The 21625-nt window shown below is 70.6% G+C and carries 24 protein-coding genes; 13 read left to right on the top strand and 11 right to left on the bottom strand.

The genetic code is table 11. The annotated features are described in order from the left end of the window. Positions 1 to 14: 14 nt before the first annotated feature. The 6 genes from NYO99_RS13045 to NYO99_RS13020 form a co-directional block, all read right to left on the bottom strand. Positions 15 to 1685 (bottom strand): long-chain-fatty-acid--CoA ligase, encoded by a 1671-nt coding sequence (locus NYO99_RS13045; RefSeq protein WP_268167646.1) that lies wholly within the window; start codon positions 1683 to 1685, stop codon positions 15 to 17. Continuing rightward, on the bottom strand, positions 1682 to 2557 hold the full coding sequence (locus tag NYO99_RS13040; protein WP_268167645.1) for a DMT family transporter: 876 nt from the start codon (positions 2555 to 2557) through the stop codon (positions 1682 to 1684). The genes NYO99_RS13045 and NYO99_RS13040 overlap by 4 nt, the downstream gene beginning before the upstream one ends. A gap of 7 nt (positions 2558 to 2564) precedes the next feature. Next, positions 2565 to 2783, bottom strand: coding sequence for a cysteine-rich CWC family protein (locus NYO99_RS13035; RefSeq protein ID WP_268167644.1), 219 nt, complete (start codon positions 2781 to 2783; stop codon positions 2565 to 2567). Next, a complete protein-coding gene (locus NYO99_RS13030) occupies positions 2780 to 3190 on the bottom strand; it encodes a DUF1801 domain-containing protein (RefSeq protein WP_268167643.1) in 411 nt (136 codons plus the stop codon). The genes NYO99_RS13035 and NYO99_RS13030 overlap by 4 nt, the downstream gene beginning before the upstream one ends. Positions 3191 to 3207: 17 nt before the next feature. Beyond that, a complete protein-coding gene (locus tag NYO99_RS13025) occupies positions 3208 to 3894 on the bottom strand; it encodes a hypothetical protein (protein ID WP_268167642.1) in 687 nt (228 codons plus the stop codon). Positions 3895 to 3979: 85 nt separating this feature from the next. Continuing rightward, positions 3980 to 5302, bottom strand: a complete 1323-nt coding sequence (locus NYO99_RS13020) for a DUF4397 domain-containing protein (protein WP_268167641.1) — start codon at positions 5300 to 5302, stop codon at positions 3980 to 3982. A gap of 191 nt (positions 5303 to 5493) precedes the next feature. Here NYO99_RS13020 and NYO99_RS13015 point away from each other — a divergent pair, with 191 nt between their 5' ends. Continuing rightward, a complete protein-coding gene (locus NYO99_RS13015; protein WP_268167640.1) occupies positions 5494 to 7545 on the top strand; it encodes an NADPH-dependent 2,4-dienoyl-CoA reductase in 2052 nt (683 codons plus the stop codon). Between the two features lie 30 nt (positions 7546 to 7575). On the opposite strand, the gene NYO99_RS13010 is transcribed toward NYO99_RS13015, so the two are convergent. Both NYO99_RS13010 and NYO99_RS13005 read right to left on the bottom strand, forming a co-directional pair. After that, positions 7576 to 7785 carry a hypothetical protein gene (locus NYO99_RS13010; RefSeq protein WP_268167639.1) on the bottom strand — a complete coding sequence of 70 codons (210 nt, stop codon included), beginning with the start codon at positions 7783 to 7785 and terminating at the stop codon, positions 7576 to 7578. Positions 7786 to 8013: 228 nt separating this feature from the next. Next, positions 8014 to 8700 (bottom strand): DNA alkylation repair protein, encoded by a 687-nt coding sequence (locus NYO99_RS13005; RefSeq protein ID WP_268167638.1) that lies wholly within the window; start codon positions 8698 to 8700, stop codon positions 8014 to 8016. A gap of 67 nt (positions 8701 to 8767) precedes the next feature. Between NYO99_RS13005 and NYO99_RS13000 the strand changes: the two genes are divergently transcribed. The 6 genes from NYO99_RS13000 (at position 8768) to NYO99_RS12975 (ending at position 14733) form a co-directional block, all read left to right on the top strand. Next, a complete protein-coding gene (locus tag NYO99_RS13000) occupies positions 8768 to 10330 on the top strand; it encodes a thioredoxin family protein (RefSeq protein ID WP_268167637.1) in 1563 nt (520 codons plus the stop codon). Positions 10331 to 10452: 122 nt separating this feature from the next. Beyond that, complete coding sequence (locus NYO99_RS12995) at positions 10453 to 11907, top strand: alpha/beta fold hydrolase (protein ID WP_268167636.1); 1455 nt, start codon at positions 10453 to 10455, stop codon at positions 11905 to 11907. Continuing rightward, complete coding sequence (locus NYO99_RS12990; protein ID WP_268167635.1) at positions 11904 to 12686, top strand: ABC transporter ATP-binding protein; 783 nt, start codon at positions 11904 to 11906, stop codon at positions 12684 to 12686. The genes NYO99_RS12995 and NYO99_RS12990 overlap by 4 nt, the downstream gene beginning before the upstream one ends. Further along, positions 12683 to 13852, top strand: a complete 1170-nt coding sequence (locus NYO99_RS12985) for an ABC transporter permease (RefSeq protein ID WP_268167634.1) — start codon at positions 12683 to 12685, stop codon at positions 13850 to 13852. Before NYO99_RS12990 ends, NYO99_RS12985 begins: the two co-directional genes overlap by 4 nt. Positions 13853 to 13885: 33 nt before the next feature. Then, a complete protein-coding gene (locus tag NYO99_RS12980) occupies positions 13886 to 14416 on the top strand; it encodes a hypothetical protein (RefSeq protein WP_268167633.1) in 531 nt (176 codons plus the stop codon). A gap of 89 nt (positions 14417 to 14505) precedes the next feature. Continuing rightward, positions 14506 to 14733, top strand: coding sequence for a DUF2061 domain-containing protein (locus tag NYO99_RS12975; RefSeq protein ID WP_268167632.1), 228 nt, complete (start codon positions 14506 to 14508; stop codon positions 14731 to 14733). Here NYO99_RS12975 and NYO99_RS12970 read toward each other — a convergent pair. The 3 genes from NYO99_RS12970 to NYO99_RS12960 all read right to left on the bottom strand — a co-directional run bounded on the left by NYO99_RS12970 (position 14721) and on the right by NYO99_RS12960 (position 15941). Further along, on the bottom strand, positions 14721 to 15005 hold the full coding sequence (locus NYO99_RS12970; RefSeq protein WP_268167631.1) for a YkgJ family cysteine cluster protein: 285 nt from the start codon (positions 15003 to 15005) through the stop codon (positions 14721 to 14723). The genes NYO99_RS12975 and NYO99_RS12970 overlap by 13 nt on opposite strands. 35 nt (positions 15006 to 15040) lie before the next feature. Beyond that, a complete protein-coding gene (locus tag NYO99_RS12965) occupies positions 15041 to 15235 on the bottom strand; it encodes a YgaP family membrane protein (RefSeq protein ID WP_268167630.1) in 195 nt (64 codons plus the stop codon). 67 nt (positions 15236 to 15302) lie between these two features. Then, positions 15303 to 15941, bottom strand: coding sequence for a Crp/Fnr family transcriptional regulator (locus tag NYO99_RS12960; RefSeq protein ID WP_268167629.1), 639 nt, complete (start codon positions 15939 to 15941; stop codon positions 15303 to 15305). 127 nt (positions 15942 to 16068) lie between these two features. Here NYO99_RS12960 and NYO99_RS12955 point away from each other — a divergent pair, with 127 nt between their 5' ends. The 6 genes from NYO99_RS12955 to NYO99_RS12930 all read left to right on the top strand — a co-directional run bounded on the left by NYO99_RS12955 (position 16069) and on the right by NYO99_RS12930 (position 21569). Continuing rightward, positions 16069 to 16881 carry an SOS response-associated peptidase family protein gene (locus tag NYO99_RS12955; protein WP_268167628.1) on the top strand — a complete coding sequence of 271 codons (813 nt, stop codon included), beginning with the start codon at positions 16069 to 16071 and terminating at the stop codon, positions 16879 to 16881. 13 nt (positions 16882 to 16894) lie between these two features. After that, positions 16895 to 17149: a hypothetical protein gene (locus NYO99_RS12950; protein WP_268167627.1), complete on the top strand. Its 255-nt coding sequence runs from the start codon at positions 16895 to 16897 to the stop codon at positions 17147 to 17149. Between the two features lie 231 nt (positions 17150 to 17380). After that, complete coding sequence (mnmG, locus tag NYO99_RS12945; RefSeq protein WP_268167626.1) at positions 17381 to 19342, top strand: tRNA uridine-5-carboxymethylaminomethyl(34) synthesis enzyme MnmG; 1962 nt, start codon at positions 17381 to 17383, stop codon at positions 19340 to 19342. Beyond that, entirely contained in the window at positions 19339 to 19965 is a 627-nt protein-coding gene (rsmG, locus tag NYO99_RS12940; RefSeq protein WP_268167625.1) for a 16S rRNA (guanine(527)-N(7))-methyltransferase RsmG, read from the top strand. The genes mnmG and rsmG overlap by 4 nt, the downstream gene beginning before the upstream one ends. 78 nt (positions 19966 to 20043) lie before the next feature. Beyond that, entirely contained in the window at positions 20044 to 20817 is a 774-nt protein-coding gene (locus NYO99_RS12935) for a ParA family protein (RefSeq protein ID WP_268167624.1), read from the top strand. Further along, entirely contained in the window at positions 20814 to 21569 is a 756-nt protein-coding gene (locus tag NYO99_RS12930; protein WP_268167623.1) for a GNAT family N-acetyltransferase, read from the top strand. The genes NYO99_RS12935 and NYO99_RS12930 overlap by 4 nt, the downstream gene beginning before the upstream one ends. Positions 21570 to 21625 lie beyond the last annotated feature (56 nt).

The following is a 21625-nucleotide window of genomic DNA, read 5'->3' as shown; positions in this document are numbered from 1 at the left end:
CTGGGCCAAGCTGTTCACCGCGCCTGCTCGCGCTCCTGCAGGGCGCGCCACATCACCTTGCCGGCGCCGCTTTTGGGCAGGCTGGCGGCGAACTCGATCTGCGCGGGCACCTTGTAGGCCGCCATCTGCGTGCGGCACCAGTCGCGCAGCTGCTCGGCGCTCAGCGCCTCGTGGCCGGCACGCTTCACGACGAATGCCTTCACCGTCTCGCCGCGGTAGGCATCGGGCGCTGACACCACGCAGGCCTCCGCCACGCCGGGATGCGCGTGCATGAGGTTCTCCACCTCGGACGGCCAGACCTTGAAGCCGCTCGCATTGATCATGCGCTTGAGGCGGTCGGTCATGAAGAAATAGCCGTCGCTGTCCACATAGCCGATGTCACCGGTGCGGAAGAAGCGCCGGCCGTCGAACTCCACGAAGGCGGCCGCCGTGGCCTCGGGCTGGCGCCAGTAGCCGGCGAACACCATGGGGCCGTGCACGATGATTTCGCCCGGCTGGCCCGGGGGCAGCTCGGCGCCGGTGTCGGGATCCACCACGCGGGCGTCGCAGCTGATGTAGGGCACGCCCAGGCATTGCTGTTTGGGCGCGTCGTGCGGGTTGCTGTGGCTGGGCGCGGCGGTCTCGGTGAGGCCGTAGCCCTCGGCGTAGCGCAGGCCCCAGCGCTGGCGCAGGCGCTCGGCAATGGCCTGCGGCATGGCGGCACCGCCACCGCCGATGTAGACGAGGCTGGTGAGGTCGAACGTGTCCACCTCGGGGCTGGCCAGCAGGTCGATGACCATGGTGGGAATGTTGGTCCAACGCGTGACGCGGTACTGCTGAATGAGCCGCGCGGCGAGCTCGCGCTGCCAGCGCGGCATCAGCACGAGGCAGGCGCCGGCCATTAGCGTGCCGTGCATCACCACCACCATGCCGGTGATGTGGAACATGGGCACGACGCCGAGCACCACGTCTTCGTGGCTGCCGTTGGCCCACAGCGCGCCAGCGAACACGTTGTGCTGCAGGCTGCTGTGGCGGTGCATGCAGCCCTTGGGGTGGCCGGTGGTGCCACTGGTGTAGGCCAGCAGCGCGAGGTCGTCAGCGCCGACCGTGGTCTCGGGCGGCGCAGCCGCACAGGCCAGCGCGTCGGCCCAGGCCGTGGCGCCCTCGGGCAGGGGCGGCGTGGCGTGGAGCCAGTCGGCCCAGCCGGCGGGCAGGCCCTGCAGCACCTCGCCGTCGACGTGGCCACCGGGCAGTGCCTCGGCCAGCCGGGTGACGAGCAGGTCGCCCGCAGCCATGCCGGCGGCCAGCCACTCGGCGCAGAGGTCGGCACTGGTGATGGCCAGCGTGGCGCCGCTGTCGGTGATGAGGTGGCGCAGCTCGGCCGCCTTGTTCATCGGGTTGACGGGCACGACGACGGCATTGGCCGCCAGGATGGCGTAATGCGCAATGACCAACTGCGGGCAGTTCTGCAGGTCCACCAGCACGCGGTCACCGCGCCGCACGCCGCGCTGCGCCAGCCAGGCCGACAGGCGCTGCACCTGGGCCTGCAGGGCCGCGTAGCTCACGGTGTGGCCCAGGAACACGAGCGCCGGCCGCTGCGGAAACCGCCGCGCACTGACCGCCAGGTTGTCGGGCAGGGCCGTGGCCGGCGGCGTGATGGCATGCGGCACGCGGGGCGGCCAGAACAGGTGATGCGCTCGGGTCATGCGGTCGTCTCCGGCTTTCTCTGGCCGACGACGAGGTAGACGCCCAGCAGCGTCACGCCCATGCCGGCGATGGCTTGGGCGCCCAGTGTCTCGTTGAACAGCGCCCACGCCATCACCGAGGTGACAGAGGGCACCAGGTACATGGTGCTGCTGACCGCCGTCACGCGGCCGTGGCGCAGCATGTAGAACATCAGGCTGATGCCGCCGGCCGTCAGCACCAGGATGCTCCAGGCCATGGCGATAACGACCTCGGCGTTCCAGACGATGCGCATGGGCTCCAGCGCCCAGGCCAGCGGCAACGTGGCAGCCAGCGACACGCCGAACTGCACCACCTGCCCCGTGCGCAGGTCGAACTGCGGCACGAAGCGCTTCTGGTACAGCGTGCCGCCGGTGATGCCCAGCAGCGCCATCAGGCACAGCAGCAGCGGCGGCCCGAAGCCGGCGCCCAGGTTGAGCTTGTGCCAGATCACCAGCACCACGCCGCCCAGCCCCAGCGCCACGCCGGCCCATTGCCGCGGCCACACGCGCTCGCCGATGAGCGGCGCAGCGGCGGCCACCAGCACGGGCTGCAGGTTGACGATGAGGGCGGCCGTGCCGGCCGGCAGCCCCTGGCGGATGGACACCCACACGCCGGCCAGGTACAGCGCCTGGATGCCCAGGCCGGCCACGGCCAGGTGCAGCATCTGGCGCGGCGTGGGCCAGGCCGCGCGCGCGGCCAGCGCCAGACCCAGCATCAGCAGCGCCACGCCGGCATAGCGCCAGCTCAGGAAAGTCAGCGGGTCGGCATGCGGCGCGGCGAGCTTGGCCGCGATGTAGCCGGTGGCCCAGATGAAGATGAACAGCGGCGGGGCCAGGCGGTCGAGGAGGGACATCCGGCCATCATGCCTGGGGCGCTCCCGGCGGCGGCGCGCTCAGCTCGCGCAGGCAGCCCAGGCACAGGCAGCGGCCCGGCCAACGCGCGGCCAGCTCGGCGCGCAGCGCGTCACTCAGGCGCAGGTCGAAGCAGTCGCAGGCCCCCGTGGCCGCGCCGCACGCAAAGCCGCCGCCGCAGCGCGGGCAGCTGCAGTCCAGCGGCAGCGGTGGTGGTGATGTGCTCACGCGCGCAGCTCGTGCAAGGTGGCCTCGCACAGCTGGGCCAACACGTCGGCGTCTACATCGGCCAGGCGCTTGATGTAGATGCAGCCCTTGCCCTCGCGGTGCTTGCCCAGCCGGGCCAGCAGCGCGGCGCGCTCGCTGCCGCCGCTGACGTAGAGGCTGATGTCGCCCTTGCCGCCAGCGCCGCTGGCGAAGCCGAGCTCGAAGATGTCGCCCTCGCGGCCGCTGTCGTAGACGTAGTGGTGATGGCCGCAACCCACCATGCGGCCCCACATGCGCGGCGGGTGGCCGCTGACGCGCTGCATCAGCGCGATCAGCGCCTGGCAGTCGGCCGCACGGGCCTCGGGCTGGGCGGCGACGTAGGCCTGCACGTCGGCGTCACCCGGCTGGGTCTTGTTCACGGTGGCCATGGCGATCCTCCAAGGGGTCAGAGCGGCGATTGTGGGTCTTCGGCGGTGGGCAGCGGCGTGGCGCGGGCCAGGGCCATCCAGGTGGCGAAATCGGGCTTGTGCGCCCGCTTGGGCGCGGGGCGGGCCAGCTCGAGGTGGCTGGCGTGGCCGATCAGCACGCCGTACTCGGGCGGGATCTCGTCGGGCTCGGCGATGCCGGCCTTGAGCACGAACCAGCACTGGCCGCACAGCGCCCGGTAGGCGGCAGACTTGGCCGGCCGCCGCAGCTCGCCCAGCAAGTCGGCACGGCTGACCTTGATCTCGTGGATGGCAGGTTCGAGGTAGTCCTCCACCGTGCTGTGGCGGATGGAATAGACGTCGGGCATGGCCTGCACCCACTGCAGCGCACCGTCCTCCTGCGGCAGCCCGGCGCGCAGCGTCAGCCCGCGCCAGGCGATGCGGCCGGCGCGCTGCATCTCCACGGCCACGCGCTCCACCAGCGTCTCGTGCGCGTCGCGGGCGGCACGGTTGCGGGTCAGCGAGTCGGCGATCAGCGCAACGCCAGCATCCGTCACGCGCAGCCGCTCGCGGCCGTCGGGCTCGGCCAGCCGCTCCACCCAGCCGGCCGCCAGCAGCTCCACCTCCACCAGGTCCTGGCAGGGCCAGCCGGCGCTGCGCCAGAGCTGGCGCAGGCGCTGCAGGTGGTGGCGGCGGGGCGCGGTCATGCCGCCATCTTCGCCGCAGCCGCGCATGAAAAAAGCCCCCGGCCGGTGGGCACGGGGGCTTGGCGTGAAGACACGCCAACGCCGCTTAAGGACGCTCGCGCTTGGGCAGACCGGTGTAGCCCACCACAGGCGAGTTGGTGGTGGTTGCTGCCGTGGTCGGCGCGGCAAAGAAGGTCCAGACGCTGTTGGAAGGGAAAACCAGCGCCGAGTTCGTGTAAATCGTGCCGATCGCCGGCACATTCAGATCGACCTGCACACCGGTAGACGACGAACTCGTCGTGCTGAACGTAGAGGCGCTGCCGGCTGGGACGTTGGACGCAATGGAGCCAAACGACACGTTCAGACCAGCGCCAGCCGTAGGCAGCGCATTGACCAAACGAACCTTCACATCACCTGAAACGGTAGGCAGGCGATTGTCATCATCCAGCACAGCCAGCTTCGGATCCGCCGGGTCACCCCAGACCAGCAGTGTGGTGTCCTTGCCCGCACCCAGTGTCGGCGCTGTGAAACTGCGCGGCGTACCGTTCACATTGATGCTGAATTGGCTGGTAGCGCCAGAGTTCGTCGTGACGTAGTCGCTGATCAGCGGACTGGCAGCGTTGGTGAGCATCGTCGAGCTGTTGATGGACGACGTCACCTGACCGGCACCGCTCAGCGCTGCGACGGTGCGCACGCGGCTTTGCGTGTTCGCGTAGTTCTTAACGGCACCCTTCTGAACCAGCGTGATGCCGTTGACCAGCACACCGCCGTCGGTAGCGGTCAGAACAAGCGTGTTCACGCTCGCCGAGTCCAGCGTGATAGCAGGAATGTTCAGGCGCAGGTCGCTGCGCTTGTTGTAGCCTGTCACACAGACACGGAAGTTGCCAGAGTTGATCTGGATGTAGCCGCTACCCGAGCCCCCCTGCAGGTTGGTCGCCAAGGCAGTGTCCGACGTGAGGGAGCAATCCGCTGCTGTGGTGACGTAAATGTCAAGTGCACCAGCGTCAGGCGACAGGTTCAGCACCAGCAGCTTGGCCTTGTTGGCCTCAGGCGCCGTCTGGGTCTCTTCCAGCAGCGTGGTACGAACCGCACCTGCGAAGCCGTAGGTGATGTACGTGTAGTTGCTGCCAGCGTTGAGCGTCGGCGTGGTGGCCGAGACGCTGGTGCCCACATCGCTGGTCAGCACGCGCGTGGCGGTGCTGTTGGTGTCCACGGTGCCGTATTCACCCACGGCGGCGTAGGCCACCTTGCTGTTGATGGTCTTGTCGTTGACCGTCAGATCCAGCTGGGCGTACGAGCGTGTGGCGTTCAGCAGGCGAACCTGCGTTTTGCTGTCACTGCTGCCACCGCCGCCGCAGGCGGTCAGAGCGGCAGCGGCCGACAGGCTCAGCGTCAGGGCCAGCCGGTGGGCCCAGGGGGTGAATCGCATCGAGAACTCTCCGAAAAAACCTTGCCGCCGGGCCTATCCCCAGGAAAGCGGACTGGCGATTAGAACTCAAGCCAGCGACCTCGCCATTTCCGCCATCTAGCACCGGGTGAAGAACTGTTGCTGGAAAACCCGGGGGCGCTTTGAGGAGGCGGCTCCAATCCATCTCGACGAGCGCTGTTTAGCATCGGCCGATGAACTATCCACACCTGCTGGCCCCGCTGGACCTGGGCTTCACCACCCTGAAGAACCGCGTGCTGATGGGCAGCATGCACACCGGGCTGGAGGACGGGCGCAAGCACTTCGACCGCATGGCCGCCTACTTCGCGGAGCGCGCGCGCGGCGAGGTGGGGCTGATCGTCACCGGTGGCTTTGCGCCCAACATCGAGGGCTGGGCCAAGCCCTTCGCCGGCACGCTGGCCACCTCGGGCGCGGCGCGCCGGCACCGCGTCATCACCGACGCCGTGCACGCCGAGGGCGGCAAGATCGCGCTGCAGATCCTGCACACCGGCCGCTACGGCTATTCGCCGCTGTGCGTGGCGCCGTCGCGCATCCAGAGCCCGATCACGCCGTTCACGCCGCGTGAGCTGAGCGCCCGGGGCATCGAGCGGCAGATCCGCGCCTTCGTGCGCTGCGCCAGGCTGGCGCGCGAAGCGGGCTACGACGGCATCGAGGTGATGGGCAGCGAGGGCTACTTCATCAACCAGTTCCTGGTGGAGCACACCAACCAGCGCACCGACGCCTGGGGCGGCAGTTATGAAAACCGCATGCGCCTGCCGCTGGAGATCCTGGCGCGCATCCGCGAGGCGGTGGGGCCGGACTTCATCGTCATCTACCGGCTCTCGATGCTGGACCTGATTCCCAACGGCAGCAGCTGGGACGAGGTGCTGGAGCTGGCCCGGCGCGTGGCGCGCGGCGGCGCCACGATCATCAACACCGGCATCGGCTGGCATGAAGCGCGCATCCCGACCATTGCCACCAGCGTGCCGCGCGCCGGCTTCGCCTGGGTGACGGCCAAGCTGCGTGCGCAGCTGCGGGCCGAGGGCATCACGACGCCGCTGATCACCAGCAACCGGATCAACACGCCCGAGGTGGCCGAAGGGCTGCTGGCCGACGGCTCGGCGGACATGGTGTCCATGGCACGGCCCTTCCTGGCCGACCCGGACTTCGTGCGCAAGGCGCGCCAGGGACGGGCCGACGAGATCAACACCTGCATCGCCTGCAACCAGGCCTGCCTGGACCACACCTTCGCGCAGAAGATCTCCACCTGCCTCGTCAACCCGCGCGCGGCCTACGAGCAGGAGATCGTCGTGCGGCCGGTGCAGGGCGCGAAGAAGCGCATCGCCGTCGTCGGTGCCGGCCCGGCCGGGCTGGCCGCCGCCACCACGCTGGCCGAGCGCGGGCATGCGGTGACGCTGTTCGACGCGGCGGCCGAGATCGGCGGCCAGTTCAACATGGCCAAGCGCGTGCCGGGCAAGGAAGAGTTCCAGGAAACGCTGCGCTACTTCGGGCGCCGCATCGAGGTCACCGGCGTGGACCTGAAGCTCAACACCCGGGTGGGGGCGGACGACCTGAAGGGCTTCGCCGAGGTGCTGCTGGCCACCGGCGTCAGCGCGCGCAACCCGCGCATCCCGGGCCAGGACGAAGGCCAGGCGCGCGGCCAGGTGCTGAGCTACATCGACGTGCTGCGCCACGACAAGCCGGTGGGCACGCGCGTGGCCATCGTCGGCGCGGGCGGCATCGGCTTCGACATGGCGGAGTACCTGCTGGAGGCCGGCCACTCGCTGACGCTGGACCCGGCCGCCTGGCGCCGCCACTGGGGCGTGGGCGACCCGCAAGCCGTGCGCGGCGGCCTGCTGCGGCCGGCGCCCGACGCGCCGACGCGGCAGATCACGCTGATGCAGCGCAAGGCCGGCAAGCCCGGCGCCGGCCTGGGCAAGACGACCGGCTGGATTCACCGCGCGGCGCTGAAGATGAAGCGGGTGGAGATGCTGGCCGGCGTCAACTACGAGCAGATCACGCCCGAGGGCCTGTGGGTCAGCTACGGCGAGAAGCGGGCGGATGCGCAGCTGATCGAGGCCGACACCATCGTGCTGTGCGCGGGCCAGGAGCCGCTGCGCGAACTCGAAGCACCACTGAAGGCGGCCGGCGTGAAGGTGCACCTGATCGGCGGCGCGCTGGAGGCCGGCGAGCTGGACGCCAAGCGGGCCATCCGGCAGGGCACCACGCTGGCCTGCCAGCTGTAGGCACCTGCAGGCTGAGCGCGCACGGCGCGCTCAGCGCTGCGACAGGTCCCAGAGCTGGTAGAGCGTGTTGCAGTCCTGCTCAGTGACGTCCAGGCCGGCTGCCAGGTCGAAGCTGGAGTCGAACCAGCCGCAGCACTCGGGCTTGCTCACCGCAGGCACAGCCGGTGCGCGCATCGGCGTGGCCAGCATGGAAACGGCCTTGGGCTGGGTCCAGGGTTGCTGCGAGGACGTGAAGAACATGGCGGACTCCCGTGCGGTGTTGGCGGCGACGTCGTGAACAACGTCATGCCGTCAGCATCGGCGCCGGGGCGCATCGCCAACATCACCCAGAAGGTGGGACGACGGGGGAGACAGCCCCCGCGCCTCCCCCGACATCCCTCCAAAGGGGGGAGTGAAACTGGGGTCAGAGTCCATTTCAACGCCCCGGGCGCTGCGCGCCACGGGGCGCGGGCCGCGCCGTCCAACGCGTCAAATGGACTCCGACCCCATTTTCAGCAGCTCCCGGCGGGCGTCGTGGCCGATCCAGCGGGCGGCGGCCTCGTCGCGCTCGCACAGCCGCTGCGCCAGTTGCAGGGCGGGCCCGTGCAGGCCGGGGCTGCGCTTGCCGATCTGGCGCAGCGCCCAGTTGACGGCCTTGCGAACGAAGTTGCGGTTGTCGTCGGCCGCGGCGTCGATGAGCGGCAGGCGGGCGAGAAAGTCGGCATCGGGCCGCTGCTTGTGATGCACCGCGGCCACCGCCAGCAGCGCGAAACCAGCACGCCGCTCGAACTCGCGCTCGCGCGCGGCCCAGCGCGGGATGGCCTCCCAGGCCAGCGGGCTGCGCACGAAGGCATTGAGGCAGGCCTGGTCGCACACGTCCCAGGCCGCCAGGCCAGCCACCCAGTGATCCATCTGCGCCAGCGTCAGGCGCGCCGGCTCGGCCACCATGCCGGCCAGGATCTGCGCATCCGGGATGCCGGTGTCCCACAGGGCCAGCGCCAGCTCGTGATCGCGCCCGAACTCGCGGGCCAGCGCGCGCAGGCGGGGCACGGCCAGGCCGAGCCGCCCGTCCCCGGTCAGGCCGAAGCGCGCCATGCCGGCCAGCGCCTCGGGCCGGGCGGCGGCCTGCAGCGCGGCCAGGGCTTCGTCCAGCGACGGCTTGTGCTTATTCGGCATGCACTGATTCTGCGGCGGCGCGCACGGCTCACAATCGCCGCCTCGACACGATCGACCTCCAGGCCCGATGAAGCACCTCTTCGCCCTTGCCGCCCCCGCCACCGCGCTGGCTGCCGCCCTGCTGTTCGCCCCCGCCCTGCCCGCCCACGCGGCGCCCGGCCCGGGTGTCTCGTGGCAGGCCGCCGCGGCCGACGCCGACATCGACCGCGCCTTCGCCCGCGCCGCCGCCGAGAAGAAGCCGGTGCTGCTGTACTGGGGCGCCAAATGGTGCCCGCCGTGCAACCAGCTCAAGGCCACGCTGTTCAACCGCGCGGACTTCATCGACCAGAGCAAGGCCTTCGTTGCCGTCAGCATCGACGGTGACGCGCCGGGCGCGCAGAAGCTGGGCACGCGCTTCAAGGTGCGCGGCTACCCGACGCTGATCCTGTTCAACCCCGCCGGCAGCGAGATCACGCGCCTGCCCGGCGAGGCCGATGCGGCCCAGGTCATGAAGGTGCTGCAGCTGGGCCTATCCAGCGGCCGCCCCGTGAAGGCCGTGCTGGCCGATGCCCGCGCCGGCAAGAAGCTCAACGCCAACGAATGGCGGCTGCTGGGCTTCTACGGCTGGGAGACGGACGAGCAGCAACTGCTGCCGGTGGCCGAGCGCCCGGCGACGCTGGCGCAACTGGCCCGCGCCAGCGAGGGCGCCGATGCCGAGACCGCCACGCGGCTGTGGCTGAAGTCGGTCGGCACGCTGGCCGAGGGCAAGGCGGCCGACGCTGCCCAGCTGCCGCGCCTGCGCGCGCTGCTGGCCGATGCGGCGCAGTCGCGCGCGCAGATGGACGTGCTGACCAACGAGGCCCGCGACCTGGTGCGCGCGTTCACGCCCACGGCCGGCGACGCCCGCACGCAGCTGAGCGCCGACTTCGACGCCACGCTGAAGCGGCTCAACGCCGACACCTCGCTGTCCCGCGCCGACCGCCTCAGCGCGCTGCAGGGCCGCATCGAGCTGGCCCGGCTGGACACCGCCCGCGACGAGCCCCATCCCAAGGCCCTGCCCGCCGCGCTGCTGGCCGAGGCCCGCGAGCAGACCGCACGCGCCAACCGCGAGATCACCGACGGCTACGAGCGCCAGGCCGTCATCACCCAGGCCGCCCACCTGCTGGGCCGCGCCGGGCTGTGGAAGGACAGCGACGACCTGCTCAAGTCCGCGCTGGCGCGCAGCCACTCGCCCTACTACCTGATGAGCCAGCTGGGCGGCAACGCCAAGAAGCAGGGCCAGAAGGCCGAGGCGCTGCGCTGGTACGAGGAGGCCTTCAACAAGAGCGAGGGCCCGGCCACGCGGCTGCAGTGGGGCGCCAACTACCTGGGCGCGCTGGTGGAGCTGGCGCCCGAGGACACGGCGCGCATCGAGAAGGCGGCCGCCCAGCTGTTTGCCGAGGCCGCCAAGGACCCCGGCGCCTTCTACGAGCGCAGCGAGCGCTCGCTGAAGAAGGTGGCCTCGCTGCTGGCCGACTGGAACAAGAGCCCTGCCCAGGCCGCCGCCGTGGGCCGGCTCAAGAGCCAGCTGGACGGCGTGTGCGGCCAGCTGGACGGCAGCGACGCCAAGGCCCGCGCCGCCTGCCAGGGCCTGCTGACGCGCAAGGGCTGACACCAGCCATCCGCGGTTTCGGGCCGCTGGTGTGGCCCGAACCGCCGTTCGCCCGACGCAGGCCCTGAAGCCCCCCGGCCACACCAGATACTCGCGCCACTCCCAACTTCCCGAGAGAAGTCATGCGTGATTGGCGTGGAGGCCTGCTGGCCCTCCTGACTCTGGCCGGCACCGGCAGCGCGGCAGCGGCAAACAGCCCGCTCAAGCCCTGCCGCATCGACGGCATTCCCAACGAGCTGCGCTGCGGCAGCCTGCAGCGCCCGCTGGACCCGGCGCGGCCGGACGGCGTGAAGATCGATGTCCACTTCGTCGTCGCGCCCGCGATGGCGCGCAACAAGCAGCCGGACGCCGTGCTGGTGCTGGCCGGCGGGCCTGGCCAGAGCGCCATCGAGCTGGCGCCGCTGATGCTGCAGCGCCTGTCGCGCTTGAACAACCGGCGCGACCTGGTCTTCATCGACCAGCGCGGCACCGGCCGCTCCGCCCGCCTGGACTGCCCTGACGACAGCAAGCTGCCGCTGACCGAGCAGCTGGACACGGCCGCGCAGCTGCGCCGCCTGGACGCCTGCCGCGCCACGCTGGAGAAGCTGCCGCACGGCGACCTGCGCTTCTACACGACCACCATCGCCATGCAGGACATGGACGCCGTGCGCGAGCATCTAGGCGTGCCGCAGTGGAACCTGGAAGGCGGCAGCTACGGCACACGCGCCGCGCTGGAGTACCTGCGCCAGTTCCCGAGCAAGGTGCGCCGCACCGTCATCGACGGCATCGCGCCGCCGGACATGGTGCTGCCGGCCAGCTTCTCGACCGACACGCAGGCCGCGCTGGACAAGCTCATCGACGCCCACGCCAAGACCTTCCCCGGCCTGCGCGAGGACTGGCAGAAGCTGCTGGCCTCACTGCCGCGCACGGTCAGCGTGGCCCACCCGATGACGGGCAAGCCCGAGCAATTCACGGTGGACCGCGCGCTGCTGCTGCGCGCCGTGCGGGCACCGCTGTACCAGCCCGCGCTGGGCGCAGCCCTGCCGGCCGCCATCCGGGCGGCCGCCCAGGAGGGCCGCTTCGACGGGCTGTTCGGCCTGACCAGTGCCTTCGCCGGCCGCAAGGGCATGAAACTGGCGATGGGCATGCACTTCTCGGTGGTGTGCGCCGAGGATGCGCCGCGCCTGGACGGCGCGACCGACCAGCCCGGGGCAGACTACGGCCGCTTCGACGCCGACATGTACGCGCGCGTGTGCAAGACCTGGCCCCGCGGCGACGTGCCGGCCGACTTCTACAAGGTCCCGGCCGCGCCCAGCCCGGTGCTGGTGCTCAGCGGCGGGGCCGACCCCGTCACGCCACCGCGCCACGGCGAGCGCGTCGTGCAGGCCCTGGCCGCCGGCCAGCCGGCCCGCGTGCAGCATGTGGTGGTGCCCGAGGCCGGCCACGGCCTGACCGGCGTGGGCTGCATGCGGGACGTGATCTTCCGCTTCATCGACGCCAAGACCGACACCGCCGCCCTGCCCCAGGACGCAGCCTGCGCCACCCGCATCCCGCGCCCCACCGCCTTCCAGCCCGTGCGCGAAGGGAGCCCCCAATGATCGAGATCCATGACGTCCACAAGCAGTTCACCAGCCGCACCGGTGCCGGCCTGTTCAAGCGCGGCGAGAAGCGCACCGTGCATGCGGTGCAGGGCGTGAGCCTGAACGCCGCCGATGGCCGCATCACCGGGCTGCTGGGCGCCAACGGTGCCGGCAAGACCACCACGCTGCGCATGCTGGCCGGGCTGTTCGCGCCTGACCAGGGCCGCATCACGGTCGACGGCATCACCGTGCAGGACGACCCGCTGAAAGCCTTGTCCCGCATGGGCATCCTGGGCGACGCGCATGGCCTGTACCCGCGCCTGTCGGCCCGCGAGAACATCATCTACTTCGGCCGCCTGCAAGGCATGAACGCCGATGCGGCCAACGCCCGCGCCGACGAGCTGGCCCGGCTGCTGGAGATGAAGAACATCCTCGACCGCCGCGCCGACGGCTTCAGCCAGGGCGAGCGCATGAAGACGGCCCTGGCCCGTGCGCTGGTGCATGACCCCGCCAACATCGTGCTGGACGAGCCCACCAACGGCCTGGACGTGCTGGCCACGCGCGCGCTGCGCGAGGCACTGCGCTGGCTGCGCAGCCCGGAGGGCGGCGGCAAGTGCATCGTCTTCTCCACGCACATCATGCAGGAGGTGGAGCTGCTGTGCGACGAGGTGGTCGTCGTCTCCAAGGGCCGCAGCGTGGCCCGCGGCAGCGTGCCCGCGCTGCTGCAGCAAGCCGGCGAATCCCGTTTCGAGGACGCCTTCGTGAAGCTCGCATTTCCCGAGGAGGCTGCGGCATGAACAAGCACAAGACCTGGATCGTCTTCGCCAAGGAACTGGCCGACGCACTGCGCGACCGGCGCACGCTGCTGCGCATCCTGGTACCGGCACTGCTGATGGGGCCGCTGCTGCTGGCGGCGCTGTCGGGCCTGATCGCCTCGCTGGAGGAACGCGCCGAGCGGCGCGAGCTGATGGTGGTGGGCCTGGAACACGCGCCCACGCTGCAGAACTTCATCGAGCGCCAGACCTACACCCTCAAGGCCGCGCCGGCCGACTACGAAGCCCAACTGCGCGCCACGCGGCTGCTGGAGCCCGTGCTCGTGGTGCCCAAGGACTTCGAGGCCCAGTTGCTGGCCGGCGAGGCGCCCACGGTGGAAATCGTCAGCGACAGCGCCAACCAGCGCGCCGCGGCCGGCGTGGGCTCGGTGCAGCGCCTGCTGATGGGCTTCAACAACGAGCGGGCCGCGCTGAACATGGCGCTGCGCGGTGTGTCCACGCAGTTGCTGCAACCCGTGGACGTGCAGGAGCGCGACCTGGCCAGTGCCCAGGCCCGCGCCGCGCGGCTGACCAGCATCATCCCGATGTTCATCATCATGGCGGTGCTGTACGGCGCGCTGAGCGCCGCGCTGGACAGCACGGCCGGCGAGCGCGAACGCGGCTCGCTGGAGCCGCTGCTGATGAACCCGGCACCGCATGGCGCCATCGTGGCCGGCAAGTGGGGCGCCGTGGCGCTGATGGGCATGGCCGTGGCGCTGCTGGCCAGCCTGAGCTTCGTGCCCGCGCAATGGCTGATCCGCAGCGACAGCCTGCAGGCCATGTTCCAGTTCGGCATGGGTGAGGTAATGGCCTTCTGGCTGCTGCAGATCCCGCTGGCCGCCGGCCTGTCGGGACTGCTGATGGCGCTGGCCATCCGCTCCAAGACCTTCAAGGAAGCGCAGGCCAGCAGCACGCTCATCGTCACCGTCATCAGCCTGATGCCCATGGTCAGCCTGCTGAACCCGGGCGGCGACGCGGCGTGGTACCTCTGGGTGCCCGGCCTGGCCCAGAACACGCTGATGCTGGCCGTGCTCAAGGGCGAGGCGCTGCGCTGGGAGCAGGTGGCGCCGGGCGTCATCACCGGCGTGGCGATCACGGCCGGCGCGCTGGCCTACGTGGCCCGCTCGATGCGCGCGGCGGTGGCACGCTGAACCCGGGGGCCGGCTCGCGGTAGGCTCGCCGCCATGACCCGCATCCCGGCCCTCCCTGCACTCGCCACCGCCCTGCTGGCCACCAGCCTGGCGGGCTGCGCCACCCTGCCGCATTTCGACGCCTTCCAGCCCGCCACGCCGGCCGACTACGACGGCCCCACGGCCAATGTGGCGGACGCGGTGCAGGCGGTCGGCCCGCAGCGGCTGCATGTGTTCGAGATCACGCACGTGGACGGCCGCCGGCTGGCCAGCAGCAGCACCGCCACACGGCGCGCCGGCCAGGGCGGCAGCATGACGGTCACGCCGGTGGCGCTGACCAACGAACTGGCCGTGCGGCCCACGCGCGTGCGGCTGCAGGCCGCCACGCAGTACGCGTCGCCCGTGGTCGCCCTGTCCCAGCCCAGCTGCCGCACGGTGGGCGATGTGGACTTCACGCCCCGGGCCGGCGCGCGCTACGCGGTGCGCGGCCGCATCGATAGCGGCGCCTGTGAAGCCTGGATCGAGGATCTCGCCACCGGGCAGCCGGCGACCGCCAAGGTCAGCGGCCCGGGTACGGCGGGCTAGCCCATCGCCGGCATAGCCGGAACTGATTGGCCAAGGCCGATGCGAATAATTAGCATTTGCCTATTCAAACCAGTCAGGCGATAGACACCATGACCAAGACCCTCTGCTTCGGCGTCATGCACCTGATCACGGCCTTCAGCATCACCTATGCGCTGACGGGCAGCGTGACGATTGCGGGCGCGGTGACCTTCCTGGAACCGCTGGCCAACACGGTGCTGCACTACTTCTTCGACAAGTACTGGGACCATGCCCGCGCCCAGGCCTGGCGCGCGCGTTGGCGCGTCGGCCGCCCGGCGGCGGTGGCTCAGCCAGGCTGATCAGGCAGTTCGGGCGGATGGGGCGCCGTCTGCTCCTCCATCCAGCCCAGCCAGCGCAGCGCCTGCTCGCGGCTGCTGCCGCACATCTCCTCCTGCGGCGCGAGCGAGCTGCACACGGCCGGGCGCTCGGGCCGGCCAAAGATCCTGCAACGCAGCTCATCGTCCAGCTGCGCGCAGCGCACACCGGCCGGCTTGCCCTGCGGGTGGCCGGGGATGGGCGAGCTGATCGACGGCGCAATGCAGCAGGCGGCACAACGGGGGCGGCAGTCCATGGCGGCATTGTCGGCCGCGCGCCGCCCGGCGGACGTCAGCCCTTGAGCGGGCAGGTGTTGAAGCCCAGCACCGAGTACAGCGGGCAGGTGCTCAGCAAGCCGGTGGCCAGCGGCACGAGGCCGACATAGCCCCAGGCGCCCACGGTGCCGGTGACGGCCAGTGCCAGCAGCACGAGGCCGGCAACGATGCGGGCGATGCGGTCGACGCCGCCGACATTGGTCTTGAACATGAAGCTCTCCTTCGGGTTGCGATGCCGTCATCCTCGGCGGGGGAGCCACCGCTGTCGGTGACCTGCGTCACACAGCGTTTGACGCCGCGCAAAGGCGATGCAACGCGGCCACGTCGGTCACGTCAATGCGCTCCCGGCCCAGCTGCACCCAGCCGTCGCGCTCGAAGCGGCGCAGCAGCCGGCTGACGATCTCGCGCACGGTGCCCAGCTCGTCGGCCAGCTGCTGGTGCGTGGCCAGCAGCCGCGGGCCGCGGGCGCACAGCAGCGCGGCCAGGCGCTGGTCCAACCGCTGGAAGGCCACGGCCTCCACCAGCGCCATCAGGTCGGCCAGACGCTCGGCCATCAGGCCCATCACGTAGCGGCGCAGCACCGGGTCGCGCTCGCAGACGGCCTCGAAGTCCGCCGGGCTGATGAGGCGCAGCGCCGTCTCGGTGCGCGCCTCGCCGCTGGCCGTGGCCACGCGATGCGCAAACAAACAGGTGGCCGACACGACACAGACCTCGCCGGGCTCCACCCGATAGAGCTCCAGCCGCCGACCGTCCGGCGCCAGCAGCGACACGCTCACGCTGCCAGCGTCCACCAGCGGGAAGCCTGGGCAGGGCTGGCCGGCATCGAAGAGCCGCGTGCCGGCCGGCACGCACAGGGGCTGGGCGCGCGCGGCGAGGTCGGCCAGCGGCGCGAGCACGGCATCAGACGGAATAGACATGGCGCGATTGCAGCACGCCGCGTGGCCTGCGCAGGCATCGGTCACCCACAACACCAACAGCTGTTTTTTTATACAGTAACATCACCACACAGCCCAGGGACGGCCCGGCTGGCCACAGCATCCAACCATGCTCACGCACTACGAACCCGTCACCGACAACGCGCAGTGGCTCGCTCGCTTCGGCATGGCGCTGCCCGAGAGCGCCCCGCCCGCCACCGCCGGCCCGGCCGCGGCATGGCCGGTCATTCTTCATGCCGATGCAGCCCCGCAGGGCGCGCTCGGCGACGTGCGCCTCGGGCGGCTTGGCCTGTTGCCCCCGGCGGCCGGCACGGCCGACCTGGCGCAGCCCACCATGCACTGCCCGGTCGAGGCGATGAAGTCACAAGCCAAGGTCCGCGAAAGCTGGTGGGCCGGGCGCCGCTGCATCGTGCCGGTGGCGCATGTCTCGGCCTGGAGCTACGCCACCGGCCGGCCGCAGCGCTGGCAGGTGCAGCATGCCGACGGCGCGCCGCTCGCGCTGGCCGGGCTGTGGAACGAATGGACCGGGCCAGCCGGCGAGACGGTGCTGTGCTTCAGCGTGCTGACCCGAGCCGCCGACGAGCACGAGGTGTTCCGCCACCTGACCCTGCCCGGCCAGCCGCCTCGCATGCCCGTCATGCTGGCGGCGCCAGCGCTGCCGCTGTGGCTGGACAGCGGCCTGAAGGACGCCGAGCGACTGCTGCAACGCGCAGCGACCGAGCCGCTGAACGCCGCGCCCGAGGCGCGTGCCACGGCCCTGCCGCGCGAACCGGCCAGCTGGTCGGTGCTGCCCGACATGTTCGCCCACGAGTGGCACGCGATGGCGGTCGAAGCGCCGCCGCCACGCACGCCCCGGGGCCCGCGCGCCTTGCGCATCCCGGCATCCGAGCCCGTCGGCCCAACCACGGCCGAGCTCTTCTGAAGCGGAGCACGCCATGCAACTCGACCTGAGCAATGTGGACAGCATCGTGGCCTGGTGGCGCGTCTGGCCCGAGCGCCATGACAGCTACCTGGACTACAAGCTCCTGGCCAGCCCCGAATTCGCGCACAGCATCCTGAGCGCGCGGCGCGTCATCGATGCCCGGCCCGAGCTGCGCGCACTCAAGCCGCCCGCCGACCACGCCTGGCACCTCACGCCGCCCGCCGCACCGGACGACATCGCCTGGCCCGAGGCATCGGCCGCCGACTGAGCCCGGCGCCTGCAACGCAGCGGCATTCGCGCAGTTGCCTGGCGTCTTCTGGACGACAGGACCTTGGGCCCGACGGTCAGCACGGCCGTCGGGCACTTTTTCGGCGGCATGCACACGCGGCAGGAAGGCGCAGCCGGCGAGAAATCCGGTGGGTGACTTGTCCACAGGCGGTTCGTAAAATTCAGGGTTTGCCCAGGCGCCCTGCCCGGGCCTGCTCTTGCCAGGAACGAGATGCTCTACCCCAAGGAATTCGACGTCATCGTCGTCGGCGGCGGCCATGCCGGCACCGAGGCCGCGCTGGCCGCTGCGCGCATGGGCGCGCAGACGCTGCTGCTGACCCACAACATCGAAACCCTCGGGGCGATGAGCTGCAACCCCAGCATCGGCGGCATCGGCAAGGGCCACCTCGTGAAAGAGGTGGACGCGCTGGGCGGCGCGATGGCGCTGGCCACCGACGAAGGCGGCATCCAGTTCCGCATCCTCAATTCGTCAAAGGGCCCGGCCGTGCGCGCCACCCGCGCCCAGGCCGACCGCATCCTCTACAAGGCTGCCATCCGCCGCCGGCTGGAGAACCAGCCCAACCTGATGCTGTTCCAGCAGGCGGTGGACGACCTGATGGTGGAGGGCGACCGCGTGGTGGGCGCCGTTACCCAGGCCGGCATCCAGTTCCGCGCCCGCGCCGTGGTGCTGACGGCCGGCACCTTCCTGGACGGCCGCGTGCATGTGGGCCTGCAGAACTACGCCGCCGGCCGCGCGGGCGACCCGCCGGCCGTGTCGCTGTCGGCGCGGCTGAAGGAACTCAAGCTGCCACAAGGGCGCCTGAAAACCGGCACGCCGCCGCGCATCGATGGCCGCACCATCGACTTCAGCAAGTGCGAGGCGCAACCGGGTGACCTGACGCCGGTGCCGGTGTTCAGCTTCATGGGCAACACCGCCATGCACCCGCAGCAGGTGCCTTGCTGGATCACGCACACCAACGCCCGCACGCACGAGATCATCCGCAGCGGCTTCGACCGCAGCCCGATGTTCACCGGCGTCATCGAGGGCGTGGGCCCGCGCTACTGCCCGAGCATCGAAGACAAGGTGAACCGCTTCGCCGACAAGGACTCGCACCAGATCTTCCTGGAGCCTGAGGGCCTGACGACGCACGAGTTCTACCCCAACGGCATCTCCACCTCCCTGCCCTTCGACATCCAGCTGGCCGCCGTGCGCAGCATCCCGGGCCTGGAGAACGCCGACATCATTCGCCCCGGCTACGCCATCGAGTACGACTACTTCGACCCGCGCGGGCTGAAGAGCAGCTTCGAGACCAAGGTGATCCAGGGCCTGTTCTTCGCCGGCCAGATCAACGGCACGACCGGCTACGAGGAAGCCGCCGCCCAGGGCCTGTTCGCCGGCCTGAACGCCGCGCTGCAGGTGCGCGGCGATGGGCCGTGGACGCCAGCGCGTGATCAGGCCTACTTGGGCGTGCTGGTGGACGACCTCATCACCAAGGGCGTCACCGAGCCTTACCGCATGTTCACCAGCCGCGCCGAGTTCCGGCTGCAGCTGCGCGAGGACAACGCCGATGCACGCCTGACCGAAGTAGGCCGCCAGCTCGGCCTGGTGGACGACGAGCGCTGGGCAGCCTTCAACCGCAAGCGCGACGCTGTTTCACGTGAAACAGAGAAGCTCAAGAGCACCTGGGTGCACCCGGGCATCCTGCCCGCGGCTGAGGCCGAGCGGCTGGTGGGCAAGGCGCTGGAGCGCGAGTACAACCTCGCCGACCTGCTGCGCCGCCCTGGTGTGGGCTTCGACACTGTGGCCGAGGTGGCCGCCATCGCCAAACCCGAGGTCGTGGTTTCACGTGAAACACTCGCCGCCGAACTCGGCGCTGAGCTGGCCGACCTGGTGGCCGAGCAGGTGGAAATCAGCGTCAAGTACGCCGGCTACATCAACAAGCAGGTCGATGATGTCGCCCGCGCCGCCCACTTCGAGCATCTGAAGTTGCCGGATGAGCTGGACTACAGCCTCGTCCACGCCCTCTCCTTCGAGGCGCGGCAGAAGCTCAACACCCACCGCCCGGAAACCCTGGGCCAGGCCTCGCGCATCTCGGGCATCACACCGGCTGCCATCTCGCTGCTGCTGGTGCACCTGAAGAAGGGCAAGTTCAAGGGCTTCACCGAAGCTGCCGACACGGTGGCCACTGCATGAAAGACACCCTCCAAGCCGCCGCCACCCAACTGGGCCTGAACCTCAGCGACCACCAACTCGACCAGCTGCTGGCCTACCTTGCCCTGCTGCAGAAGTGGAACAAGGTCTACAACCTGACCGCCGTGCGTGACCCGGCGCAGATGCTGAGCCACCACCTGATCGACAGCCTGTCGGCCCTGCCCCCGCTGCTACGCCACGGCGCGCCGGTGCGCCTGTTGGACGTGGGCGCAGGCGGCGGGCTGCCGGGCGTGGTGATTGCCATCTGCTGCCCCGCCACCGACGTGACCTGCGTGGATGCCGTCGCCAAGAAGGCCACCTTCATCCAGCAGGTGGCCGCCGAGCTGAAGCTGCCCAACCTGCACGGCGTGCACAGCCGCGTCGAGCAACTGACGACCGAGCCCTTCGGCGTCATCACATCCCGCGCGTTCGCGTCGCTGGTGGACTTCACCTCACTGACCCGCCAGCACCTGGCCCCGGGCGCCGTGTGGATGGCCATGAAGGGCCAGCACCCGGCCGACGAGATCGCCGCCCTGCCGGCTGACGTGGAGGTGTTTCACGTGGAACAACTGGCCGTCCCCGGTCTGGACGCGCAGCGCTGCATCGTCTGGATGAGGCCTCGCTGAGGCCGCTTCACGGGTCGAGCCCGAGGGCCAACCCCCTCTGACACCGGTACGATGCCGGCTGCTCCCGGAACCCCAGCCATGGCCAAGATTTTCTGCATCGCCAACCAGAAGGGTGGCGTCGGCAAGACCACCACCACCGTCAACCTGGCCGCCGGCCTCGCAAAGATCGGCCAGCGCGTCCTCGTCATCGACCTGGACCCGCAAGGCAATGCCACCATGGGGTCGGGCATCGACAAGCGCAAGCTGGAGACCACGGTCTACGACGTGCTGCTGGAGTCTGCCACCATCGCCGAGGCCAAGGCCCACGCCGAGAAAGCTGGCTACGACGTGCTGGGCGCCAACCGCGAACTGGCCGGCGCCGAGGTGGACCTGGTGGCGCTGGAGCGCCGCGAGGCCCGGCTCAAGGCCGCGATCGCCCAGGCCGCAGCCGACTACGACTTCATCCTCATCGACTGCCCGCCGTCGCTGTCCATGCTGACGCTGAACGGCCTGTGCAGCGCGCATGGCGTCATCGTGCCCATGCAGTGCGAGTACTTCGCGCTGGAGGGGCTGACCGACCTGGTCAACACCATCAAGCAGATCCACGCCAACCTGAACCCCGACCTGGAGATCATCGGCCTGCTGCGCGTCATGTTCGACCCGCGCATCACGCTGCAGCAGCAGGTCAGCGACCAGCTCAAGGCCCACTTCGGCAACAAGGTGTTTGACACCGTCATCCCGCGCAACGTGCGCCTGGCCGAAGCACCGAGCTACGGTTTGCCGGGCGTGGTGTTCGACCCGTCCTCCAAGGGCGCCGTGGCATTCGTGGACTTCGCCAAGGAGATGGTGAAGCGCATCGAGACGATGCGGTGAACACCGCCCTGCCGGCGCTCGCCGTGCGCGCCGAACTCGCCGGCCTGGATGCCTCCGCCCCGCCGCAGCAAACCGACATCGACGGCTGGCTGATCCGCCTGTCCCCTGGCAAGGCCAAGCGCTCGCGCTGCATCAACGCCTTGCGCCAGGGCACGCTGCCGCTGGACGAGCTGCTGGCCCGCTGCCAGCGCGCCTTTGATGCCGCCGGCCTGCCGCTGGCCGTGCGCGTGACGCCGTGGAGCCAGCCGCCCGACCTGGACGAACGCCTCGCTGCCAAGGGCTGGGCCGCCTTCGATGCGGCCGACGTGATGGTGCTGGAAACCCTGGCGCCACAGCCCGCGCCGGCTGCCCTCCAGGCGCTGGACGCCCCGGCCTACGCCGCCCTCGTCGGCACGCTGCGCGGCTCGTCAGCCAGCGCCATCGCCGCCCACGCCGAGCGCATCGCCAAGGCCCCGGTCGCCTACCAGGGCTTCGCGCTGAACGACGCGCAAGGCCAGCTGCTCGCCTGCGGCCAGATGGTGGTGGCGGGCGATCTCGTCGGCCTGTACGACATCGCCTCCGCCGTACCACGCCAAGGCCACGGCGAGCGCCTGTGCCGCGCGCTGCTGGCCCTGGCTCGCCAGCAGGGCGCCACCCAGGCCTACCTGCAGGTGGGCAGCGACAACGCCGTCGCCCAGCGCCTCTACGGCCGCCTGGGCTTCGTCTTCGCCTACCGTTACCACTACCGCAGCCCGGAGACCGAGCTGGTCTGAGCGCCCGCCCGGCTGTCCCCTGTTTTCAGGGCGCCGTCCGACAGGCAGGCTCCGGC

The organism is Roseateles hydrophilus (genome assembly GCF_026712245.1).
In the GTDB taxonomy this organism is placed as follows: Bacteria; Pseudomonadota; Gammaproteobacteria; order Burkholderiales; family Burkholderiaceae_C; genus Pelomonas; species Pelomonas hydrophilus.
The sequence above is the reverse complement of the archived record's forward strand: the minus strand, read 5'-3'. Positions and strand labels throughout refer to the sequence as shown.